Origin of the sequence: Pseudomonas sp. CFBP 8771 (assembly GCF_014841695.1) — a bacterium.
GTDB lineage: Bacteria > Pseudomonadota > Gammaproteobacteria > Pseudomonadales > Pseudomonadaceae > Aquipseudomonas > Aquipseudomonas baltica.
The window spans coordinates 216,351-234,720 of record NZ_JACYUJ010000005.1 but is presented as its reverse complement, the minus strand read 5'-3'; the positions used below and the strand labels follow the sequence as shown (position 1 = coordinate 234,720).

At 61.9% G+C, this 18,370-nt stretch carries 21 protein-coding genes; 5 read left to right on the top strand and 16 right to left on the bottom strand.

Annotated elements, in window-relative coordinates:
* Positions 1-5: 5 nt before the first annotated feature.
* From IFT80_RS13355 to IFT80_RS13345, 3 genes are read right to left on the bottom strand one after another with little or no spacing between them, the layout of a single operon-like run.
* The gene (locus IFT80_RS13355; RefSeq protein WP_185795213.1) at positions 6-740 is read right to left on the bottom strand and encodes a PilW family protein; all 735 of its coding nucleotides are present in this window, start codon (positions 738-740) and stop codon (positions 6-8) included.
* Positions 737-1,213, bottom strand: coding sequence for a type IV pilus modification protein PilV (gene pilV, locus IFT80_RS13350; RefSeq protein WP_192054759.1), 477 nt, complete (start codon positions 1,211-1,213; stop codon positions 737-739). Before pilV ends, IFT80_RS13355 begins: the two co-directional genes overlap by 4 nt.
* The gene (locus IFT80_RS13345) at positions 1,210-1,683 is read right to left on the bottom strand and encodes a GspH/FimT family pseudopilin (protein WP_185795211.1); all 474 of its coding nucleotides are present in this window, start codon (positions 1,681-1,683) and stop codon (positions 1,210-1,212) included. Before IFT80_RS13345 ends, pilV begins: the two co-directional genes overlap by 4 nt.
* Positions 1,684-1,806: 123 nt before the next feature.
* Here IFT80_RS13345 and IFT80_RS13340 point away from each other — a divergent pair, with 123 nt between their 5' ends.
* Complete coding sequence (locus IFT80_RS13340) at positions 1,807-2,331, top strand: GspH/FimT family protein (protein WP_185795210.1); 525 nt, start codon at positions 1,807-1,809, stop codon at positions 2,329-2,331.
* On the opposite strand, the gene ispH is transcribed toward IFT80_RS13340, so the two are convergent.
* The 6 genes from ispH to murJ form a co-directional block, all read right to left on the bottom strand.
* Positions 2,328-3,275, bottom strand: a complete 948-nt coding sequence (gene ispH / locus IFT80_RS13335; RefSeq protein WP_185795209.1) for a 4-hydroxy-3-methylbut-2-enyl diphosphate reductase — start codon at positions 3,273-3,275, stop codon at positions 2,328-2,330. The genes IFT80_RS13340 and ispH overlap by 4 nt on opposite strands.
* Positions 3,276-3,291: 16 nt before the next feature.
* Entirely contained in the window at positions 3,292-3,729 is a 438-nt protein-coding gene (gene fkpB / locus IFT80_RS13330) for an FKBP-type peptidyl-prolyl cis-trans isomerase (RefSeq protein WP_122475325.1), read from the bottom strand.
* Entirely contained in the window at positions 3,722-4,243 is a 522-nt protein-coding gene (gene lspA, locus IFT80_RS13325; protein ID WP_122475327.1) for a signal peptidase II, read from the bottom strand. Before lspA ends, fkpB begins: the two co-directional genes overlap by 8 nt.
* Positions 4,236-7,067, bottom strand: a complete 2,832-nt coding sequence (gene ileS / locus IFT80_RS13320; RefSeq protein WP_122475329.1) for an isoleucine--tRNA ligase — start codon at positions 7,065-7,067, stop codon at positions 4,236-4,238. The genes lspA and ileS overlap by 8 nt, the downstream gene beginning before the upstream one ends.
* A gap of 15 nt (positions 7,068-7,082) precedes the next feature.
* Positions 7,083-8,018 (bottom strand): bifunctional riboflavin kinase/FAD synthetase, encoded by a 936-nt coding sequence (gene ribF / locus IFT80_RS13315; protein WP_122475330.1) that lies wholly within the window; start codon positions 8,016-8,018, stop codon positions 7,083-7,085.
* Between the two features lie 130 nt (positions 8,019-8,148).
* Complete coding sequence (murJ, locus tag IFT80_RS13310) at positions 8,149-9,687, bottom strand: murein biosynthesis integral membrane protein MurJ (protein WP_192137704.1); 1,539 nt, start codon at positions 9,685-9,687, stop codon at positions 8,149-8,151.
* A gap of 252 nt (positions 9,688-9,939) precedes the next feature.
* Between murJ and rpsT the strand changes: the two genes are divergently transcribed.
* On the top strand, positions 9,940-10,218 hold the full coding sequence (rpsT, locus tag IFT80_RS13305) for a 30S ribosomal protein S20 (RefSeq protein WP_043192805.1): 279 nt from the start codon (positions 9,940-9,942) through the stop codon (positions 10,216-10,218).
* A 432-nt stretch (positions 10,219-10,650) separates the two neighbouring features.
* On the opposite strand, the gene IFT80_RS13300 is transcribed toward rpsT, so the two are convergent.
* The 5 genes from IFT80_RS13300 to rplU form a co-directional block, all read right to left on the bottom strand.
* On the bottom strand, positions 10,651-11,109 hold the full coding sequence (locus tag IFT80_RS13300) for a CreA family protein (protein ID WP_122475332.1): 459 nt from the start codon (positions 11,107-11,109) through the stop codon (positions 10,651-10,653).
* 19 nt (positions 11,110-11,128) lie between these two features.
* Entirely contained in the window at positions 11,129-12,247 is a 1,119-nt protein-coding gene (gene proB / locus IFT80_RS13295; RefSeq protein ID WP_122475717.1) for a glutamate 5-kinase, read from the bottom strand.
* A gap of 193 nt (positions 12,248-12,440) precedes the next feature.
* The gene (cgtA, locus tag IFT80_RS13290) at positions 12,441-13,661 is read right to left on the bottom strand and encodes an Obg family GTPase CgtA (protein ID WP_043192803.1); all 1,221 of its coding nucleotides are present in this window, start codon (positions 13,659-13,661) and stop codon (positions 12,441-12,443) included.
* A gap of 185 nt (positions 13,662-13,846) precedes the next feature.
* Positions 13,847-14,104, bottom strand: a complete 258-nt coding sequence (gene rpmA, locus IFT80_RS13285) for a 50S ribosomal protein L27 (protein WP_008371588.1) — start codon at positions 14,102-14,104, stop codon at positions 13,847-13,849.
* Positions 14,105-14,138: 34 nt separating this feature from the next.
* A complete protein-coding gene (gene rplU, locus IFT80_RS13280) occupies positions 14,139-14,453 on the bottom strand; it encodes a 50S ribosomal protein L21 (protein WP_003176051.1) in 315 nt (104 codons plus the stop codon).
* Positions 14,454-14,783: 330 nt separating this feature from the next.
* Here rplU and IFT80_RS13275 point away from each other — a divergent pair, with 330 nt between their 5' ends.
* The 3 genes from IFT80_RS13275 (at position 14,784) to IFT80_RS13265 (ending at position 16,827) form a co-directional block, all read left to right on the top strand.
* Positions 14,784-15,752, top strand: coding sequence for a polyprenyl synthetase family protein (locus tag IFT80_RS13275; protein ID WP_192137703.1), 969 nt, complete (start codon positions 14,784-14,786; stop codon positions 15,750-15,752).
* Between the two features lie 348 nt (positions 15,753-16,100).
* Positions 16,101-16,442 carry a zinc ribbon domain-containing protein YjdM gene (locus IFT80_RS13270; protein ID WP_192137702.1) on the top strand — a complete coding sequence of 114 codons (342 nt, stop codon included), beginning with the start codon at positions 16,101-16,103 and terminating at the stop codon, positions 16,440-16,442.
* Positions 16,443-16,584: 142 nt separating this feature from the next.
* Positions 16,585-16,827 (top strand): PA4570 family protein, encoded by a 243-nt coding sequence (locus IFT80_RS13265; protein WP_122475338.1) that lies wholly within the window; start codon positions 16,585-16,587, stop codon positions 16,825-16,827.
* A 256-nt stretch (positions 16,828-17,083) separates the two neighbouring features.
* On the opposite strand, the gene IFT80_RS13260 is transcribed toward IFT80_RS13265, so the two are convergent.
* Together IFT80_RS13260 and IFT80_RS13255 are read right to left on the bottom strand one after the other, a co-directional pair.
* Positions 17,084-17,701, bottom strand: coding sequence for an FKBP-type peptidyl-prolyl cis-trans isomerase (locus IFT80_RS13260; protein WP_192137701.1), 618 nt, complete (start codon positions 17,699-17,701; stop codon positions 17,084-17,086).
* A 141-nt stretch (positions 17,702-17,842) separates the two neighbouring features.
* Positions 17,843-18,331, bottom strand: a complete 489-nt coding sequence (locus tag IFT80_RS13255; protein WP_043192796.1) for a TIGR00645 family protein — start codon at positions 18,329-18,331, stop codon at positions 17,843-17,845.
* Between the last annotated feature and the right edge of the window lie 39 nt (positions 18,332-18,370).

Here is an 18,370-nt window from a genome sequence, read left to right as displayed (position 1 = left end):
CCTCATCACAGCAGCCGATTGCGTAAGGCAATCACGGTGTTGAAAGTCCGGGTTTGCGCGCGGGTATTGGGTGCAGCCGCCTGGTCGGCGAGCTGCAAACTGATGCGCACACTGCGGATCAAGTCGAAGTTGGTAGGCGTGGCAACGTAGCTGCTGGCATTGATGTTAGCCGCGGATGAGGCCACGCCGAAAGTCACGTCAAAAGCCAGCACGTTGCTGATCAACGGGCTTTGGCTGTTGGCTAAACTACCCGCCAACACTTGATTGTTGGCAAAGGTATAGACGACCCGACGTATCGGAATGACCTGCTGACCAGCCAGTGCGGCAGGCATGGCTGCCGGTAAGTAGGCTGTTGAAAAACTGCGGCAGTCAGTAAGAATGTTCCAGTCGGCATTGGCGCCGTTATTGCCCACGTCGGCAGTGATCAACGTGAGAATCACGCTGTTGTTAGTGCCGCGGGTAATAGTGATCGGCGAGGCGTACGCGGCGGTGAAGTCTTTGGTAAGCGTGCTGTCGAGCGGATTGGCTTGGCAGCCAAAAAACCCTGTCATGCGAATTTCCTGGGCCATCTTGCTCATCAGAAAGCGTCCATCTTCCTGAATGCCCGCCGCAGCGTTCTGGCTCTGGTAAGTATTCTTCGCCGTGAGAAATATTTGCGTGACGCCCAACACGATGACCAGGCCCAGGGTCATGGCGACCATCAGTTCGATCAGGCCGATACCTCGGGACGAGCGTCTCATTTGATCCCCTTGTCGATGGCCACGCGACTGGTCAGCGTGAAGCTCTGCAGGCCATCGCCGACGCTTTGAACGTTGGAAACGTTGGCTGCGTTAGTCGCACGCGCGTCACTCCACTGCAAGGTGATGGTAACGACGCGGTTATTTACGGCGATGCTGCTACCCGCGCTGACCCCGCCGATGGCCTTGGCATTGGCGGCGAAGTCGGCGAGATCCTGGGCTCGGACGTCGCTTGCGTTGCCCGCGGGTGCCGCATCGAGGTTGGCCAGCACGTAGTTGGCGTCGGGGTTGGCACGAATGCGGTCCATCATGTCATAGGCAATGAAACTGGCCTGGCTGGTGAGCGCCGAGCTGTCGGTGAACTTCAGGGCGTTGAGCTGCAACGCTGCTGCCCCGAGCAGGCCGATCCCCATGATCAGCAGCGAAACCAGGACCTCGATCAGGCTGACCCCTGCTTGCCCCCTGCGCATGCTCATGGACAGGTGCCCCCCAGTATCACGCGCCCGTTGAGGCACACACCGATGGCCTTGGTGTAGGTACCCTGCGTGTAGGAAAACGCGACTGCCGTGACGGGATTGGCCAGTGCGCCCAAATTGTTGTACTCGATGTTGGCAATGTTGTTGGGTTTCACTACAGCTGACGCAGACATGTCTGCAATCACGCGTAACACCGGGTTGGTCACGACGCCAGCATTGACGACTTGAATATCGAGGCGGCTGGTCCAGTCGTTCGCGACCGAGGGCGTGACACGTATGCTCGCTCCCCGGTTTATCGCCTCGAGGCGCGCATAGTTGAGGGCGCGGTACAAATCTGTCGACTCGGTGTCAGCCTTGGTGTTGTTGATCAGGCCGACAAACGACGGGATTCCTATGGTCACCAGTATGGCCAGCACTGCGATGGTCACCATCAGCTCGACCAGCGTAAACCCCTTGTAACCATGCCGCATTGGACGCCTCCCCCAAGAGCATCGACTATAAACCAGCGCTCGCGCGGTTCGGTGCGCGCACAGGATATACGGTTGTTCTAGAGGGATCAGCGCCTATTGCAGGGAAACCCAGGGAGGGTTGGCATGTACAGTAAAGGAGTTACGTTAGTGGAGCTGGTGGTGGTGCTGGCGGTGGTCGCGATACTGGCTGCGATTGCCATGCCAGCCCTGCATGAGTTTCTGCAGGAGCAGCGGCGAAAAGTGGTGGCGCAGGAACTTGCTTTCACATTGCGCATGGCCCGGTCGGAAGCGATCCTGCGGCAGACGCCTGTGGTGGTAAGGGGGTTCCACCGGGGCTGGGGTTGGGGCTGGGTCACACTGCTGGATATTCGAGGTCTGAGCACCGCCAGAGGTACGCACCTCAATACCCATATCCTCGATGGCAAGGTGCCTGTCATCGGCAATAAGTGGGTACGCCACGAGGTGCGCTTCGATAGTTTCGGCGCACCTGCCGGCGTCAAAGGGGAGTCAAATGCCGGGTCTCTGTTTTTTTGCGATCCGAAGCGCGCACGGTTACGTTGGCGCGTCGTGATCGACTGGGTCGGCAGGGTCCGAATCACTGATCTTCCAGATCCGCAGTCTGCCGACTGGTGCGGCAAACCGCGCTAACCGATCGTCTTCACCCGCAATTCCTTGGGCATCGAGAACGTGATGTTCTCCGGCCGACCGATCAACTCGTCGGCGCCGGTCGCACCCCAGGCGTGCAGTTGCTCGATGACACCGCGCACCAGCACCTCGGGCGCCGAGGCACCAGCGGTAATGCCAATGCGCTGCACGCCGTCGAACCAGCCTTGCTGCATGTCCTGCGCGCCGTCGATCAGGTACGCCGGGGTGGCCATGCGCTCGGCCAGCTCGCGCAGCCGGTTGGAGTTGGAGCTGTTCGGGCTGCCCACTACCAGTACCACGTCACACTCGTCGGCCAGGATCTTGACGGCGTCCTGGCGGTTTTGCGTGGCGTAGCAGATGTCGTCCTTGCGCGGCCCGCCAATGGCGGGGAAGCGCGCGCGCAACGCGTCGATGACCCGGCTGGTGTCATCCATCGACAAGGTCGTCTGGGTCACGAAGGCAAGGTTTTCAGGGTTGATCACGTTCAGGTTGGCAACGTCTTTCTCGTCTTCGACGAGGTAGATGGCGCCACCGTTGCTGGCATCGTACTGCCCCATGGTTCCTTCGACTTCCGGATGCCCGGCGTGGCCGATGAGAATGCACTCGCGGCCGTCGCGGCTGTAGCGAGCCACCTCGATGTGCACCTTGGTGACCAGCGGGCAGGTTGCATCGAACACCTTCAGGCCGCGCCCGGCCGCTTCCTGGCGCACGGCCTGGGAAACGCCGTGGGCACTGAAGATGACGATGACGTCGTCAGGCACCTGGTCGAGTTCGTCGACGAAGATAGCGCCGCGATTGCGCAGGTCTTCGACCACGAACTTGTTGTGCACCACTTCGTGGCGGACATAGATCGGTGCGCCGAAGACTTCCAGGGCGCGGTTGACGATCTCGATCGCTCGGTCCACACCCGCGCAGAAGCCACGGGGATTGGCGAGTTTGATTTGCATGCTTGCCTCGGTGCCCTTAAAGGGCGGTGACCGAAAGAATTTCCACCTCGAAGGTCAGGGTCTTGCCTGCCAACGGGTGGTTGAAGTCTACCGTCACTTCGTTGTCGTCGAATGCTTTCACCACGCCCGGAAGCTCGGTGTTGGCCGCGTCGTTGAAGATCACCAGCAACCCTTCGGACAGCTCCATGTTCGCGAACTGCGAGGCCGGCATGACTTGCACGTTCTGCGGATTGGGCTGGCCGAAAGCGTTTTCCGGCAGCACCTTCACGGTCCGTCGGTCGCCGGCCTTGAAGCCGAACAAGGCGGCTTCGAAACCCGGCAACAGGTTGCCATCGCCGACCTTGAAGGTCGCTGGCGACTTGTCGAACGTACTGTCGACGGTGTCGCCGTTTTCCAGGTGCAGGGCGAAGTGCAAGGTCACTTCAGTGTTTTCCCTGATGCGCTGCTCAGTCATTCACCGCTTCTCCGGTTTTCTTGCTCTTGAACATATCCAACGCCAGCATGATCGCACCGACGGTGATGGCGCTGTCGGCCAGGTTGAACGCCGGGAACCGCCAGCGATCCTGCCAATGCACCAGAATGAAGTCGACCACATGGCCGAGCACGACACGGTCGAACAGGTTGCCGACCGCGCCGCCCAGCACCAGGGCCAGCGCTATCGCCAGCCAGGTGTCGCTGCGCCCCAGGCGCTTGAGCCAGACCACCAGCACCACGCTGACCACCACGGCGATCAGGGTGAACAGCCAGCGCTGCCAGCCGCCACTGTCGGCCAGGAAGCTGAAGGCGGCGCCGGTGTTGTAGGCCAGGGTCCAGCTGAGCAGGTCGGGAATGACCACGATCTGCTCGTACATCTGCAGGGTGCCGTCGAAATAGAACTTGGTGGCCTGGTCCAGCACCATCACCAACACGCTGAGCCACAGCCACTTCAAGTGGCCGTAGCGACCGAAGGACGCCGACGAATCAGGCATAGTGGCGCACCTCGCCATCACCGCTGATGTTGTCGACGCAGCGCCCACAGATTTCCGGATGCTCGGGGTCCACGCCTACGTCGTCACGGAAGTGCCAGCAACGCGCGCACTTCACACCACTCGACTTGACCACCTTGAGCTTCAGTCCGGCGACCTCGGTGACCACCGCATCGGCCGGAGCCTGGGCGAATGGTGCCAAGGTGGCACCCGAGGTGATCAGCACGAAGCGCAGCTCGTTGCCCAGCTTGGCCAGGTCGGTGTTCAGCGCGTCTTCGCTGTACAGGGTCACTTCGGCCTGCAGGTTGCCGCCGATGGCCTTGGCGGCGCGCAGGTTTTCCATTTCCTTGTTGACTGCGGTCTTCACCGCCATCACGCGTTCCCAGTAGGCGCGATCCAGCTCGAAGCCCTCGGGCAACTCGCTCAGGCCCTGGTACCAGGTGTTGAGCATCACCGATTCGTTGCGCTCGCCCGGCAGGTACTGCCACAGCTCGTCGGCGGTGAACGCCAGGATCGGCGCGATCCAACGCACCAGCGCCTCGCTGATGTGGTACAGCGCGGTCTGGCAGGAGCGCCGGGCAACGCTGTTGGCCCCGGTGGTGTACTGGCGATCCTTGATGATGTCCAGATAGAAGCCACCCAGCTCCTGCACGCAGAAGTTGTGCACCTTGGAGTAGACGTTCCAGAAGCGGTATTCGCCGTAGTGCTCTTCCAGCTCGCGTTGCAGCAGCAGCGCCCGGTCAACGGCCCAACGGTCAAGGGCGATCATCTGATCGGCCGGCAGCAGGTCGGTGGCCGGGTTGAAGCCGCTGAGGTTGGAGAGCAGGAAGCGCGCCGTGTTGCGGATGCGACGGTAGGCGTCGGCACTGCGTTGCAGGATGGTGTCCGACACGGCCATTTCGCCCGAATAGTCGGTGGCCGAAACCCACAGCCGCATGATGTCGGCACCCAGGGTGTCGTTGACCTTCTGCGGGGCGATGACGTTGCCCAGCGACTTGGACATCTTGCGGCCGTTCTCGTCCACGGTGAAACCGTGGGTCAGCAGCTCGCGATATGGCGCATGGTTGTCGATGGCGCAGCCGGTCAGCAGCGAAGAGTGGAACCAGCCGCGGTGCTGGTCCGAACCTTCCAGGTACAGGTCGGCACGCGGGCCGCTTTCGTGGCCCATCGGGTGCGAGCCGCGCAGCACGTGCCAGTGGGTGGTGCCCGAGTCGAACCAGACGTCCAGCGTGTCGCTGATCTTGTCGTAGTTGGCGGCGTCATCGCCCAGCAGCTCGGCGGCGTCCATCTTGAACCAGGCTTCGATGCCTTCGACTTCGACGCGCTTGGCCACCTCTTCCATCAGCTCGACGGTGCGTGGGTGCAGCTCACCGGTGGCCTTGTCGAGGAAGAACGGAATCGGCACGCCCCAGTTGCGCTGGCGCGAGATGCACCAGTCGGGACGGTTGGCGATCATCGAGTGCAGGCGCGCCTGGCCCCAGGCCGGGACGAACTTGGTTTCCTCGATGGCTTTCACCGCGCGCTCGCGCAGGGTGTCGCCTTCGACAGGTGGCTTGTCCATGCCGACGAACCACTGCGCGGTGGCGCGGTAGATCAGCGGGGTCTTGTGCCGCCAGCAGTGCATGTAGCTGTGACTGACCACTTCGGTGTGCATCAACGCACCGACTTCGGTCAGCTTGTCGACGATGTTCGGGTTGGCCTTGAAGATGAACTGGCCGCCGAAGAACGGCAGCGATTCGACATACACGCCATTGCTCTGCACCGGGCCGATGATGTCGTCGTTGGTCAGGCCGTACTGCTTGCAGATGTTGAAGTCGTCCACGCCATAGGCAGGCGAGCAGTGAACCACACCGGTGCCCGCGCCCAGTTCGACGTAGTCGGCCAGGTACACCGGCGACAGGCGGTCATAGAACGGATGTCGGAAGTTGATCAGCTCGAGCTTGGCACCCACGGTAGTGGCGAGCACCGTACCTTGCAGGCTGTAGCGCGCCAGGCAGCTCTCGACCAGTTCTTCGGCGAGCACCAGCAGGCGATCACCGACGTCGACCAGGGCGTAGGTGAATTCTGGATGGACGTTGAGCGCCTGGTTGGCCGGGATGGTCCACGGGGTGGTGGTCCAGATCACGATGCTGGCCGGCTTCTCCAGGCCGGGCAGGCCGAAGGCGTCGGCCAGGGCCTGCTGGTCGGCGATCGGGAAAGCGACGTCGATGGTCGGCGACTTCTTGTCGGCGTACTCGACCTCGGCCTCGGCCAGGGCCGAGCCGCAATCGAAGCACCAGTTCACCGGCTTGAGGCCCTTAAACACGAAGCCGTTGCGGACCATTTCGGCCAGCGCACGGATCTCGCCGGCCTCGTTGGGGAAGCTCATGGTCTTGTACGGGTTGGCCCAGTCGCCCAGCACGCCCAAACGGATGAACTCGGCCTTCTGCCCTTCGATCTGCTCGCTGGCATAGGCGCGGCACAGTTCGCGGGTCTTGTCGCCGCCCAGGTTCTTGCCGTGGGTGACTTCGACCTTGTGCTCGATCGGCAGGCCATGACAGTCCCATCCCGGCACGTACGGCGCATCGAAGCCGGCCAGAGTCTTGGAACGGGTGATCATGTCCTTGAGGATCTTGTTGACCGCGTGACCGATGTGGATATTGCCGTTGGCATAGGGCGGGCCGTCGTGCAGGACGAACTTGGGACGGTCCTTGCCAATCTCGCGAAGCTTCTGGTACAGGCCAATGCTGTCCCAGCGCTGCAGAGTTTGCGGCTCGCGCTGGGGCAGGCCGGCCTTCATTGGGAAGGCGGTGTCCGGAAGGTTTAGCGTGGCTTTGTAGTCGGTCATTTCAGGCTCTTCAATTTAAGCGGTTGGCTTGGCCCAGTGGGCACGCGCGGCGGCGACATCCGCATCGATCGCCGACTTCAGCGCCTCAAGCGAGGCGAAACGCTGCTCATCACGCAGCTTGTGGTGGAACGCCACCGTTAAATGCCGGCCATAGAGGTCACCGGCAAAGTCCAGCAAATGCACTTCCAGGTGGGCACTGCCATCACCTGCAACGGTTGGCCGCACGCCTATGTTGGCGACTCCTGGCCAGGTCTTGCCGTCGATGTCGACACTGACCAGGTATACCCCGGTGAGCGGCGCGCGACGGCGCTTGAGTTGCACATTGGCAGTGGGCCAGCCCAGTTGGCGGGCCAGCTTCTGCCCGTGCAGAACCCTTCCTTCGATGCAGAAGGGCCGGCCGAGCAACTGCCCGGCACGTTCGAAGTCGGCCGCAGCCAGAGCCTTGCGGACCTGGGTGCTGCTGACGCGGACGCCGTCCATTTCGACGGTCTGCGCCGACTCGACGGTAAAGCCCTGGAGGCTGCCGGCCTGGGTCAGGAAATCGAAGTCCCCTGCCCGGTCGCAGCCGAAGCGGAAGTCGTCACCAACCTCCAGATGTTTCACGCCCAGGCCGTCGATCAGGATGGTGTCGACGAACTCCGACGCACTGAGCTGGCTCAGGCGCTTGTTGAAGGCCAGGCACAGCACCAGATCGACCTGTTCCGCAGCCAGCAGCTGCACTTTGTCGCGCAGCCGGGCCAGACGTGCCGGCGCGGTCTGCGGGCTGAAGTATTCGCGCGGCTGGGGCTCGAAGATGACCACACAACTGGGCACGCCCAACTCGCGGGCACGCTCGCGCAGCCGGGCCAGAATAGCCTGGTGGCCACGATGGACACCGTCGAAATTGCCAATGGTGGCGGCGCAGCCCCGATGCTGGGGCCGCAGATTGTGAAGGCCTCGAACCAGCTGCATAACGCGCTTCTTGCTCATAAAGTGGTCGATTATAACCATACCCACGCGTCGACGACAGGCAACAGCGTGCATGGATGTTCGCTAACGCATAAAACCGCTCGCGGCCAAGGGCAACCAGTGCGCTCGAGGATCACGCCAGCCCGCGGCGAGCGAAGTCCTTGAGGCGGAAGCCCATGGCCAACAACATTCCGAAATACACTAGCACGCCTGTCAACACCAACAGCCCCAGGCGCAGGAAGCGCTCGAGCATCTGCCCGTCGGCCCAGGCCGGCATGTACTGCAGCAGCACCAGCAAGGCAGCGGCCATGGTCAGCACGGCCACGCCCAATTTGCACAGAAAGGCGGTCCAGCCCGGCTGCGGCTGGAACAGGTCCTGCTGACGCAGCTTCCAGTACAGCAACCCGGCGTTCAGGCAGGCGCCCAGGCTGATGGCCAGCGCCAGGCCTGCGTGCTGCAGATGGCTGATGAACATCAGGTTGAAGACCTGTGTCGCCACCAGGGTGAAGATGGCGATCTTCACCGGCGTGCGAATGTTCTGCTGGGCGTAGAAGCCCGGCGCCAGCACCTTGATCAGGATGATCCCCAGCAGGCCGATGGAATAGGCGATCAGCGCGCGCTGGGTCATGGCCGCATCCAGCGCGGTGAACTTGCCATATTGGAACAAGGCCACGGTCAAGGGCTCGGCGAGCAACGCCAGGGCCACCGCGCACGGCAGGACCAGCACGAAACACAGGCGCAGCCCCCAGTCGAGGATGCGCGAGTATTCATGGCGGTCCCTGTTGGCGTAGGTCTTGGCCAGGGTCGGCAGGAGGATCGTGCCCAAGGCTACGCCCAATACCCCCGACGGCAGCTCCATCAGGCGGTCGGCGTAGTACATCCAGGACACCGAGCCGGCCACCAGGAACGAGGCGAAGACGGTATTGATGATCAGCGAAATCTGGCTCACCGATACGCCGAGGATTGCCGGCAGCATCTGCTTCATCACCCGCAGGGCACCGGTATCGCGCAGGCTCAGGCGTGGCAGCACCAGCAGGCCGAGCTTTTTCAGATGCGGCAGTTGATAGAGCAATTGCGCCAACCCACCCGCCAGCACGGCCCAGCCGAGCGCCATGACCGGCGGATCGAAATAGGGCGTGAGGAACAGGGCAAACAGGATCATCGACACGTTCAGCAGCGTGGGCGTGAAAGCTGGAACCGAGAAGCGGTTGTAGGTGTTGAGGATGGCACCGACGAAGGACGACAGCGAAATCAGCAATATATAAGGAAAGGTCACCCGCAACAGATCGCTGGTGAGCGCGAATTTCTCCGGGGTATCGGCAAAACCCGGAGCGGTTGCCCAGATCACCCACGGCGCAGCGAGGATCCCGGCCACCGTCACCAGCGCCAGTGCGAGGGTCAGCAGGCCGGCGACGTAGGCAATGAAGGTACGCGTGGCCTCCTCGCCCTGCTGGCTCTTATACTCGGCGAGAATGGGCACGAACGCTTGGGAGAAGGCGCCTTCGGCGAAGATCCGGCGCAGCAGGTTGGGCAGCTTGAAAGCGATGAAGAAGGCATCGGTGGCCATGCCGGCGCCGAAAATGCGCGCAATGATGGTGTCGCGGACGAAGCCCAACACCCGCGAAACCATGGTGATGGAGCTGACCGCGGCCAGGGATTTAAGTAGGTTCATCGAAAGTTTTTCATGCCCGTTGACGAAGAGCAGGCCCATATCCGGCCCAGGTGTGCGATACTCCGCGCCGCATCAGCAGGCAGAGCCAGAACTTCGCGAGTGTACAGGTCGCGGGCCAGAAGTGAATCACTTCGACACCCGACCAACCACTTAGCGGATCGTCTCACGTACCCTTGACAACCAACTCGTTGATGGGCATGATTCGCGGCCTTATTTGTTTGCTATTTCAAAAGTCTTTCGAGGAGCTCGACGGTGGCCAACTCACCTTCCGCCAAAAAACGTGCAAAACAGGCTGAGAAGCGTCGCAGCCACAACGCCAGCCTGCGTTCCATGGTTCGCACCTACATCAAGAATGTAGTCAAAGCCATCGACGCAAAAGACGCAGAAAAAGCACAAGCTGCTTACGTTCTGGCCGTGCCAGTTATCGACCGTATGGCCGATAAAGGCATCATCCACAAGAACAAGGCTGCTCGCCACAAGGGCCGTCTGAACGGCCACATCAAAGCACTGAACCAGGCTGCTGCTGCCTGATCAGCTGTACGATGTAGAAAAAGCCGACCCCAGGGTCGGCTTTTTTGTGCCTGTGTGAATGTGCCGGTATCGAGGCGCCGTTTTCACGGCCGATGACCGCTCCTACGGTGGGCCATGCATGTCTTCCGTAGGAGCGGTCATCGGCCGCGAAGGGTGCAACGCGGCTTACCTGACACACCGCAGTGCCTTTTTCGCGGCCGATGACCGCTCCTACGGTGGGCTATGCATGTCCTCCGTAGGAGCGGTCCGTGGCCGCGAAGGGTGCGACGCGGCTTACCTGACACACCGCGGCGCCCTTTTCGCGGCCGATGACCGCTCCTACGGTGGGCCATNCACACCGCGGCGCCCTTTTCGCGGCCGATGACCGCTCCTACGGTGGGCCATGCATGTCTTCCGTAGGAGCGGTCATCGGCCGCGAAGGGTGCAACGCGGTTATTCGGTCCAGGGGCGAATCGGGATGGCGGTCACGGCGTTTTGCGGGCTGCCTTCGATCATGCGGTCGCTGTAGACCAGATACACCAGGGCGTTGCGCTTCTTGTCGTGGAAACGGACCACCTGCATGGTCTTGAACACCAGCGAGGTGCGCTCCTTGAACACCTCCTCGCCCTCCTTCAAGTTGCCCGGCAGCTGGATCGGCCCGACCTGGCGGCAGGCGATGGACGCTTCCGCACGGTCTTCCGCCAGGCCCAGGCCACCCTTCACTCCGCCCGTCTTGGCGCGCGACAGATAACAGGTCACCCCTGGCACCTTGGGATCATCGAACGCCTCGACGACGATGCGATCGTTGGGACCAACAACCTTGAACACCGTGGACACCTGGCCGATTTCCTCGGCACTCGCCAGCATCGGCAGGCACAACATGGCAGCCGCGAGGGCTTTGAGCACTTTCATGGAAACGTTCCTGTAGGGATCAAACGAGGATCAGGTTGTCGCGGTGCACCAGCTCGGGCTCGGCCATATAGCCCAGCAAGCGCTCGATAACGTCCGACGACTGACCAATGATTTTCTGGGCTTCCAGCGCACTGTAGTTGGCCAGGCCACGTGCGATCTCGCGACCATCGGGCGCCACGCACACCACCATTTCACCCCGCCGAAAACTTCCCTGGACCACTTTCACACCTACCGGCAGCAGGCTCTTGTGGCCACCGGTCAAGGCTTGCACGGCCCCTTCGTCGAGCACCAGGGTGCCGCGGGTCTGCAAGTGTCCGGCCAGCCATTGCTTGCGCGCGGCGAGCATTTCACGCTCGGGCGACAGCAGCGTACCCAGGCGCTCGCCGGCCTTGAGCCGATCGAGCACGCGCTCGATACGGCCACCGACGATCACCGTATGCGCCCCGGAGCGAGCCGCCAGGCGTGCGGCGCGCAGCTTGGTCTGCATGCCGCCACGCCCCAGCGCGCCGCCGGTACCGCCGGCAACCGCATCCAGCGATGGGTCGTCGGCACGCGCTTCGAAGATCAATTGTGCATCGGGGTTGGTGCGCGGATCGGCATCGAACATGCCATCGCGATCGGTGAGGATCACCAGCAGGTCCGCCTCCACCAGGTTGGCCACCAGGGCCGCCAGGGTGTCGTTGTCGCCGAAGCGGATTTCGTCGGTGACCACGGTATCGTTTTCATTGATGACCGGCACCACGCCCAGCTCGACCAGGGTCCGCAGGGTACTGCGCGCATTGAGGTAGCGTTTGCGATCGGAGAGATCGTCGTGGGTCAGCAGGATCTGCGCAGTGTGCCGGCCATGCTCGGCAAAGCTAGACTCCCAGGCCTGCACCAACCCCATCTGGCCGATGGCGGCGGCAGCCTGCAGCTCGTGCATGCCACTGGGGCGCTTGACCCATCCAAGACGACTCATGCCGGCCGCTACAGCCCCCGAAGAGACCAGCACCAGCTCGACCCCGGCATTGTGCAAAGCAACCATCTGCTCGACCCAGACACTCATCGCCGCGCGATCCAGACCCTTGCCGTCCGCGGTCAGCAGCGCACTGCCGATCTTCACGACCCAACGCTGCGCACCCGTCACCTTGCTCCGCATCATCTGCCAACCTTTGCCCGGTAGAAAAACAAAAACGCCGCTCATGGTGAGCGGCGCTTAGTTTAACACTGGAGATCACTGTGGGAGCGGTCATCGGCTGCGAAGAAGACACCGTGGAGTGCCAGGCACACCGCGGTGCGCCCTTCGCGGCCGCGGGCCGCTCCTACAGAAGCGGGACCTGCACCCATACGCACTAGTCGCGGACGTAGATGATTTCCGGGCCGTCTTCGGCGTCTTCTTCTTCCCAATCGTCGTCATCGCCGATGTCGTGGACGCTCTTCACGCCGCTACGGCGCAGTGCGCGCTGATCATCCAGGGCCTGCAGCTGCGCGCGAGCCTCGTCTTCGATGCGCTGGTCGAGCTCGGCCAGCTCATCGGCATAGGCCGGGTCACGGGCCAGGCGATCGGCACGGTCTTCAAGGTAGCGCATGATGTCGCGGCTCAGGCGCTCGGTACCTTCCTTGGCGATGGCCGAGATCACGTAGACCGGACCTTCCCACTCCAGGCGGTCGACGATTTCCTTGACCCGCTCTTCGTGCTCTTCTTCCAGAATCTGGTCGCACTTGTTGAGCACCAGCCAGCGCTCGCGCTCGGCCAGCGACGGACTGAACTTGACCAGTTCGTTGACGATCACTTCGGCGGCATCGGCAGCACTGGTTTCATCCAGCGGCGCCATGTCGACCAGGTGCAACAGCACGCGCGTACGCGCCAAGTGCTTGAGGAAGCGGATACCCAGGCCGGCACCGTGCGAAGCGCCCTCGATCAGACCGGGAATGTCGGCTACCACGAAGCTCTTCCAGCGATCGACACTGACCACACCCAAATTCGGCACCAATGTGGTGAACGGGTAGTCCGCCACCTTGGGCTTGGCCGCGGAGACCGAGCGGATGAAGGTGCTCTTGCCAGCATTGGGCAGGCCCAGCAAGCCAACATCGGCCAGCACTTTCATTTCCAGCTTGAGGTCACGCTGCTCACCCGGCTTGCCCGGACTGGTCTGGCGCGGCGCGCGGTTGGTACTGGACTTGAAGCGGGTGTTGCCCAGACCGTGCCAGCCGCCGTGTGCGACGAGCAGGCGCTGACCGGCCTTGACCAGGTCACCGATCACTTCCTGCGTGGAAGCATCGATCACCGTGGTACCTACCGGTACGCGCAGCTCCATGTCTTCACCTTTCTTGCCGGTGCAATCGGTGCTACCACCGTTGGCGCCGCGCTCGGCATCGAAGTGGCGGGTATAGCGATAGTCGACCAAAGTGTTGAGGTTTTCGTCGGCGATCATGTAGATCGAGCCGCCATCGCCACCGTCGCCGCCGTTGGGGCCGCCATTCTCAATGAATTTTTCGCGGCGAAAGCTCATGCAGCCGTTGCCACCGTCACCCGCTTTCACGCGGATGGATACTTCATCTACAAACTTCATGAAAAATACGCCTCTCGCCGCAGGGACGAGCTAATGAAACTGAAACGTAAGGCTCTTGCGAAAATGAGCGCGGCAAACCCGTCAATGACTCTCGTACCGACAGCCCATGCAAACCTTTGCAAGAGACTCACTCCAAAAACGAAAAAGCCCCGTCGCAAGACAGGGCTTCTCCAGCGGCGTCGCGATTAAGCTGCGACAACGCTCACGTAACGACGACCGAAGGCGCCCTTTACTTCGAACTTGATCACGCCTGCGACTTTCGCGAACAGGGTGTGATCCTTGCCCATGCCAACGCCGTAGCCAGCGTGGAACTGGGTGCCGCGCTGACGCACGATGATGTTGCCTGGGATGATAGCCTGGCCGCCATACATCTTCACGCCAAGGCGTTTGGCTTCTGAGTCGCGACCGTTACGGGTACTACCACCAGCTTTTTTGTGTGCCATGAGTCAATTCTCCTAGTGAGGAATTAGGCTGAAATTAAGCCTGAATACCGGTGATTTTGATCTCGGTGTACCACTGGCGGTGGCCCATGCGCTTCATGTGGTGCTTACGACGACGGAACTTGATGATGCGGACTTTATCGTGACGACCTTGGGAAATCACTTCAGCCACAACGGTAGCGCCGGCAACCACTGGAGCGCCGATGTTCACGTCGTCGCCATTGGCGACCAACAGAACGCGATCAAAGGTAACGGATTCGCCGGTGGCGATTTCCAGTTTCTCGATCTTCAGGTATTCACCTGGGGCGACCTTGTATTGCTTGCCACCGGTAACGATTACTGCATACGACATGGTATTTCTCCGATAATCCTGCTCACCCAGCTCTTTATAAGTAGAGTGTCGGCTGGCATGGCTGCATGGGTTGGAACGCCCCAAATGCAATTGCGTAAGGCAGGTGCTGCCCAGGAAGTTCAGGGTGCGCGATTGTACGCAAGCGGCGAACCTCTGACAAGAGGCCGCCAGTCGCCTCATTGGCTTGGCGGACCTGGCAGAACGCCTTTCACGGGCCATACCGGGCCGTGCCGGCCCTGCACACGGGCGCGCAGGGCCATGGACGCGCCTTGACACACCCCGACCCGCGTCCTAGCATGCCGCGCAACCCTTCTGGAGCGACTCTCGCTGATGCAACCCCAAGCTTTCTACCGCGCGGTGGCGGACGATTTCAGCGCCGTCGACGGGATCATCAAGCAGCAGCTGACCTCGCGCGTGCCGTTGGTATCGACGATCAGCGACTACATCACCTCCTCTGGGGGCAAGCGCCTGCGGCCGCTGCTGGTGCTCCTCGCCGGCAAAGCATTGGGCCATCAAAGCGACGACCTGCGTCTGCTGGCAGCCACCATCGAGCTGTTGCACACCTCGACCCTGCTGCATGACGACGTGGTCGACATGTCCGGCATGCGCCGTGGTCGGTCCACCGCCAATGCCAAGTGGGGCAACGCTCCAAGCGTGCTGGTGGGCGACTTCCTCTATTCGCGCTCGTTCGAAATGATGGTCGAGCTGGGCTCGATGTCGGTCATGAAGATCCTGTCGCACGCCACGCGCATCATTGCCGAAGGCGAAGTGCTGCAGCTGTCCAAGGTACGGGACGCCAGCACCACCGAAGAAATCTACATGGAAGTGATCCGCGGCAAGACCGCGATGCTCTTCGAAGCCTCGGCACACAGCGCCGCGGCGCTCACCGGTGCCAGCCCCGAACAGTGTGAAGCGCTGCGCACGTTCGGTGATCACCTGGGCGTCGCTTTCCAGCTGGTCGACGATCTGCTCGATTATCGAGGCGACGCCGAAACCCTCGGCAAGAACGTGGGCGACGATCTGGCCGAGGGCAAGCCGACCTTGCCACTGATCTATACCATGCGTGAAGGCACCGCCGAGCAGGCAGCGCTGGTCCGCCAGGCGATCCAGAAGGGCGGGATCGAGGATCTGGAACGCATCCGCACTGCGGTCGAGGATTGTGGCGCGCTGGATTACACCGCGCAGCTGGCACGCGATTATGTGGCCAAGGCCGTTGCTCAGCTGGAGGCGCTGCCTGCCAGCCAATACCGGGATGCCCTGGTCGAGCTGAGTGAATTTGCGGTGGCGCGTACGCACTGATTCGGTGGTGGGCCATTCGCGGGCAGAGCCCGCTCCCACAAGTGTCCGATTCTACGGTGGGTTAGCGGTAGGCTCTCGCGGGCAGAGCCCGCTTTCACAAGTGTCTGATTCTACGGTGGGTGGGCGGTGGGCTCTCGAGGGCAGCGCCCGCTCCCACACGTGTCTGATTCTACGGTGAGTGAGCGGTGAGCTCTCGCGGGCAGCGCCCACTTCCACAGCAGCCCTGCTCCCAGGCAAGAACCATACTCCCCATAAAAGCGCGCCTTGCATGGCAGCTGGCGCTGATGGGCTCTTGCGGCAAAAACCCTATATACTGCGCGCCTTTATTCCCTACCCCCGAGGAATCTCGTGAGCACGCTGCCGCCCTGCCCCAAATGCAACAGCGAATACACCTACGAAGACGGCACTCAGCTGATCTGTCCCGAATGCAGCCATGAGTGGTCGGCCACGAGCGACGAGAGTACCGACGGCGATGCTTTGACGATCAAGGACTCGGTGGGCAATGCCCTGGCCGACGGCGACACCGTTACCGTGATCAAGGACCTCAAGGTCAAAGGCTCCTCGCTGGTGGTCAAGGTCGGCACCAAGGTCAAGAATATCCGCCTGTGCGATGGCGACCATGACATCGACTGCAAGATCGACGGCATTGGCGCGATGAAGCTCAAGTCCGAGTTCGTGCGCAAGGTCTGAGGCGTCGCCCGACCAGCGGTCCGGGCCGTCGCGAGGCGCCCGGCCTGACTTCCAAGGGTGCAATGCCTGCGGAAGGCAAATAGTCGCTTGCTATTACATGAATAAGAATTATTCTCATTGAATGCCCTCAAGGAGAATTGCCATGACCTATCTGATCGACGCCTGGCTCGACCGCCCACACCCCTACCTGCGCATCCTGCATCGCGAGACGGGTGAAGTCTGTGCGGTGCTTGGCGAGGATGCTCTGGATGAGCTACGCGACCAGGGTGACCTCGACCTGCATGGCCTGAGTTCGAGCGAACCTGGAGTGCTCAAGGAAGTGGTGCGCAACCTGTTTTTGTTCTGCTACGCACGGGCACTGCGGCCAATGGGGGAGTTGCACTGATACACCGCGCTGAAGCCGGACGCGGCTTGCGCCGCTGCTACAGATACCGCACTCCCCGCAGCAGCAGCGCGAGCCGCGTCAGCAGTGCATGCAGGCCCCCTGCAGCAGCGGCGCAAGCCGCGTCGTCGGTGGAGGCCAGGCACCTGTAGCAGCGGCGCGAGCCGCGTCGGCGGTGGGTGCGGTGTTTCTGGACGCACGCGGTGAGGCCGGACGCGGCTTGCGCCGCTGCTATAGGGAGTGCGTTTCCGCTGGCGGGTTACAGGACTTCGAGCAGCTCGACGTCGAACACCAGCACGCTGTGCGGCGGGATGCTGCCGACGCCCTGGGCGCCGTAGGCCAGTTCACTCGGTACGTGGACACGCCACTTGCTGCCGGCAGGCATCAGTTGCAGGGCTTCGGTCCAGCCAGCGATCACGCCGTTGACCGGGAATTCGGCCGGCTCGCCACGGTTGTAGGAGCTGTCGAACACGGTGCCATCGGTCAGGGTACCGTGGTAGTGAACGCGCACGGTGCTGTCACCGGCCGGCTTGCTGCCTTCGCCTGTGCTCAACACTTCGTACTGCAAGCCGCTGGCGGTGCTGGTGATTTCGGCACGCTTGGCATTTTCGGCCAGGTACGCCTTGCCTTCGCCGGCCGCAGCTTCGGCCTTGGCCTGCTGCTCGGCCTGCATGATGTCGCGGATCACCTTGAAGCTGGCGTTCAGCTCTTCTTCACTCACACGGCTTTCATGGCCACGGAACGCATCGGTCAGGCCAACCAGGATGGCTTCCAGGCTGACGCCAGGTGGTGGGTTGTCGCGCAGTTGGCCGCCCAGTTGACGGCCAATGCCATAGCTGACGCGGGTTTCGTCGGTCGACAATTGTACTTCGGACATAACACTGCTCCGCTGCGGGGCCGCGCCGCAATCTTCATGCGGGGATGAAGGGCGCGCCCGGATAAAAGGGCCAGCAGACTAGCACACTGCAGGCCCGCACTTCAGCAGGCCGGGCCGTATGCGCCCGTGCCACAGGTGCAATCAGTGCTTGGTCAGCTTGTCCAGGTAGCCCATGGCAAACGCCGAAATGACGAAGGTCATGTGGATGATCACGTACCACATCAGGTACTGCGGCTCGATGTTCTTGGCATCCATGAACACCCGCAGCAGATGGATGGACGAAATGGCCACGATCGAAGCGGCAACTTTCATCTTCAGCGAAGACGAGTCCATCTTGCCCAGCCAGCTGAGCTTCTCGACGCCCTCTTCGATGTCCAGTTGCGACACGAAGTTTTCGTAGCCCGAGATCATCACCATCACCAGAAGGCCGCCAACCAGCGCCATGTCGATGAGCGAGAGCAGCACCAGGATCACTTCCGATTCGGCCATGGCAAAGATGTTGGGAAGGACGTGGAAGATTTCCTGGAAGAATTTCAGGGCCAGCGCCAGCAACCCAAGGGACAGGCCAACGTAGATCGGCGCCAGCAACCAGCGCGAGGCGTACATGGTTTTTTCGATGAAGCGTTCCATTGAGGCTCACAGGGTGGTGGAAATTGGCGACGATTATAG

Excerpts from the sequence above, each read along its gene's own strand:
- IFT80_RS13355 (WP_185795213.1), bottom strand. The coding sequence starts at position 740 with ATGAGACGCTCGTCCCGAGGTATCGGCCTGATCGAACTGATGGTCGCC.
- IFT80_RS13275 (WP_192137703.1), top strand. The coding sequence starts at position 14,784 with ATGCAACCCCAAGCTTTCTACCGCGCGGTGGCGGACGATTTCAGCGCC.
- lspA (WP_122475327.1), bottom strand. The coding sequence starts at position 4,243 with ATGCCTGATTCGTCGGCGTCCTTCGGTCGCTACGGCCACTTGAAGTGG.
- rpmA (WP_008371588.1), bottom strand. The coding sequence starts at position 14,104 with ATGGCACACAAAAAAGCTGGTGGTAGTACCCGTAACGGTCGCGACTCA.
- rplU (WP_003176051.1), bottom strand. The coding sequence starts at position 14,453 with ATGTCGTATGCAGTAATCGTTACCGGTGGCAAGCAATACAAGGTCGCC.
- IFT80_RS13260 (WP_192137701.1), bottom strand. The coding sequence starts at position 17,701 with ATGTCCGAAGTACAATTGTCGACCGACGAAACCCGCGTCAGCTATGGC.
- fkpB (WP_122475325.1), bottom strand. The coding sequence starts at position 3,729 with ATGACTGAGCAGCGCATCAGGGAAAACACTGAAGTGACCTTGCACTTC.
- proB (WP_122475717.1), bottom strand. The coding sequence starts at position 12,247 with ATGCGGAGCAAGGTGACGGGTGCGCAGCGTTGGGTCGTGAAGATCGGC.
- pilV (WP_192054759.1), bottom strand. The coding sequence starts at position 1,213 with ATGAGCATGCGCAGGGGGCAAGCAGGGGTCAGCCTGATCGAGGTCCTG.
- IFT80_RS13340 (WP_185795210.1), top strand. The coding sequence starts at position 1,807 with ATGTACAGTAAAGGAGTTACGTTAGTGGAGCTGGTGGTGGTGCTGGCG.
- cgtA (WP_043192803.1), bottom strand. The coding sequence starts at position 13,661 with ATGAAGTTTGTAGATGAAGTATCCATCCGCGTGAAAGCGGGTGACGGT.
- IFT80_RS13300 (WP_122475332.1), bottom strand. The coding sequence starts at position 11,109 with ATGAAAGTGCTCAAAGCCCTCGCGGCTGCCATGTTGTGCCTGCCGATG.
- ispH (WP_185795209.1), bottom strand. The coding sequence starts at position 3,275 with ATGCAAATCAAACTCGCCAATCCCCGTGGCTTCTGCGCGGGTGTGGAC.
- ileS (WP_122475329.1), bottom strand. The coding sequence starts at position 7,067 with ATGACCGACTACAAAGCCACGCTAAACCTTCCGGACACCGCCTTCCCA.
- IFT80_RS13345 (WP_185795211.1), bottom strand. The coding sequence starts at position 1,683 with ATGCGGCATGGTTACAAGGGGTTTACGCTGGTCGAGCTGATGGTGACC.
- IFT80_RS13265 (WP_122475338.1), top strand. The coding sequence starts at position 16,585 with ATGACCTATCTGATCGACGCCTGGCTCGACCGCCCACACCCCTACCTG.
- ribF (WP_122475330.1), bottom strand. The coding sequence starts at position 8,018 with ATGCAGCTGGTTCGAGGCCTTCACAATCTGCGGCCCCAGCATCGGGGC.
- murJ (WP_192137704.1), bottom strand. The coding sequence starts at position 9,687 with ATGAACCTACTTAAATCCCTGGCCGCGGTCAGCTCCATCACCATGGTT.
- IFT80_RS13255 (WP_043192796.1), bottom strand. The coding sequence starts at position 18,331 with ATGGAACGCTTCATCGAAAAAACCATGTACGCCTCGCGCTGGTTGCTG.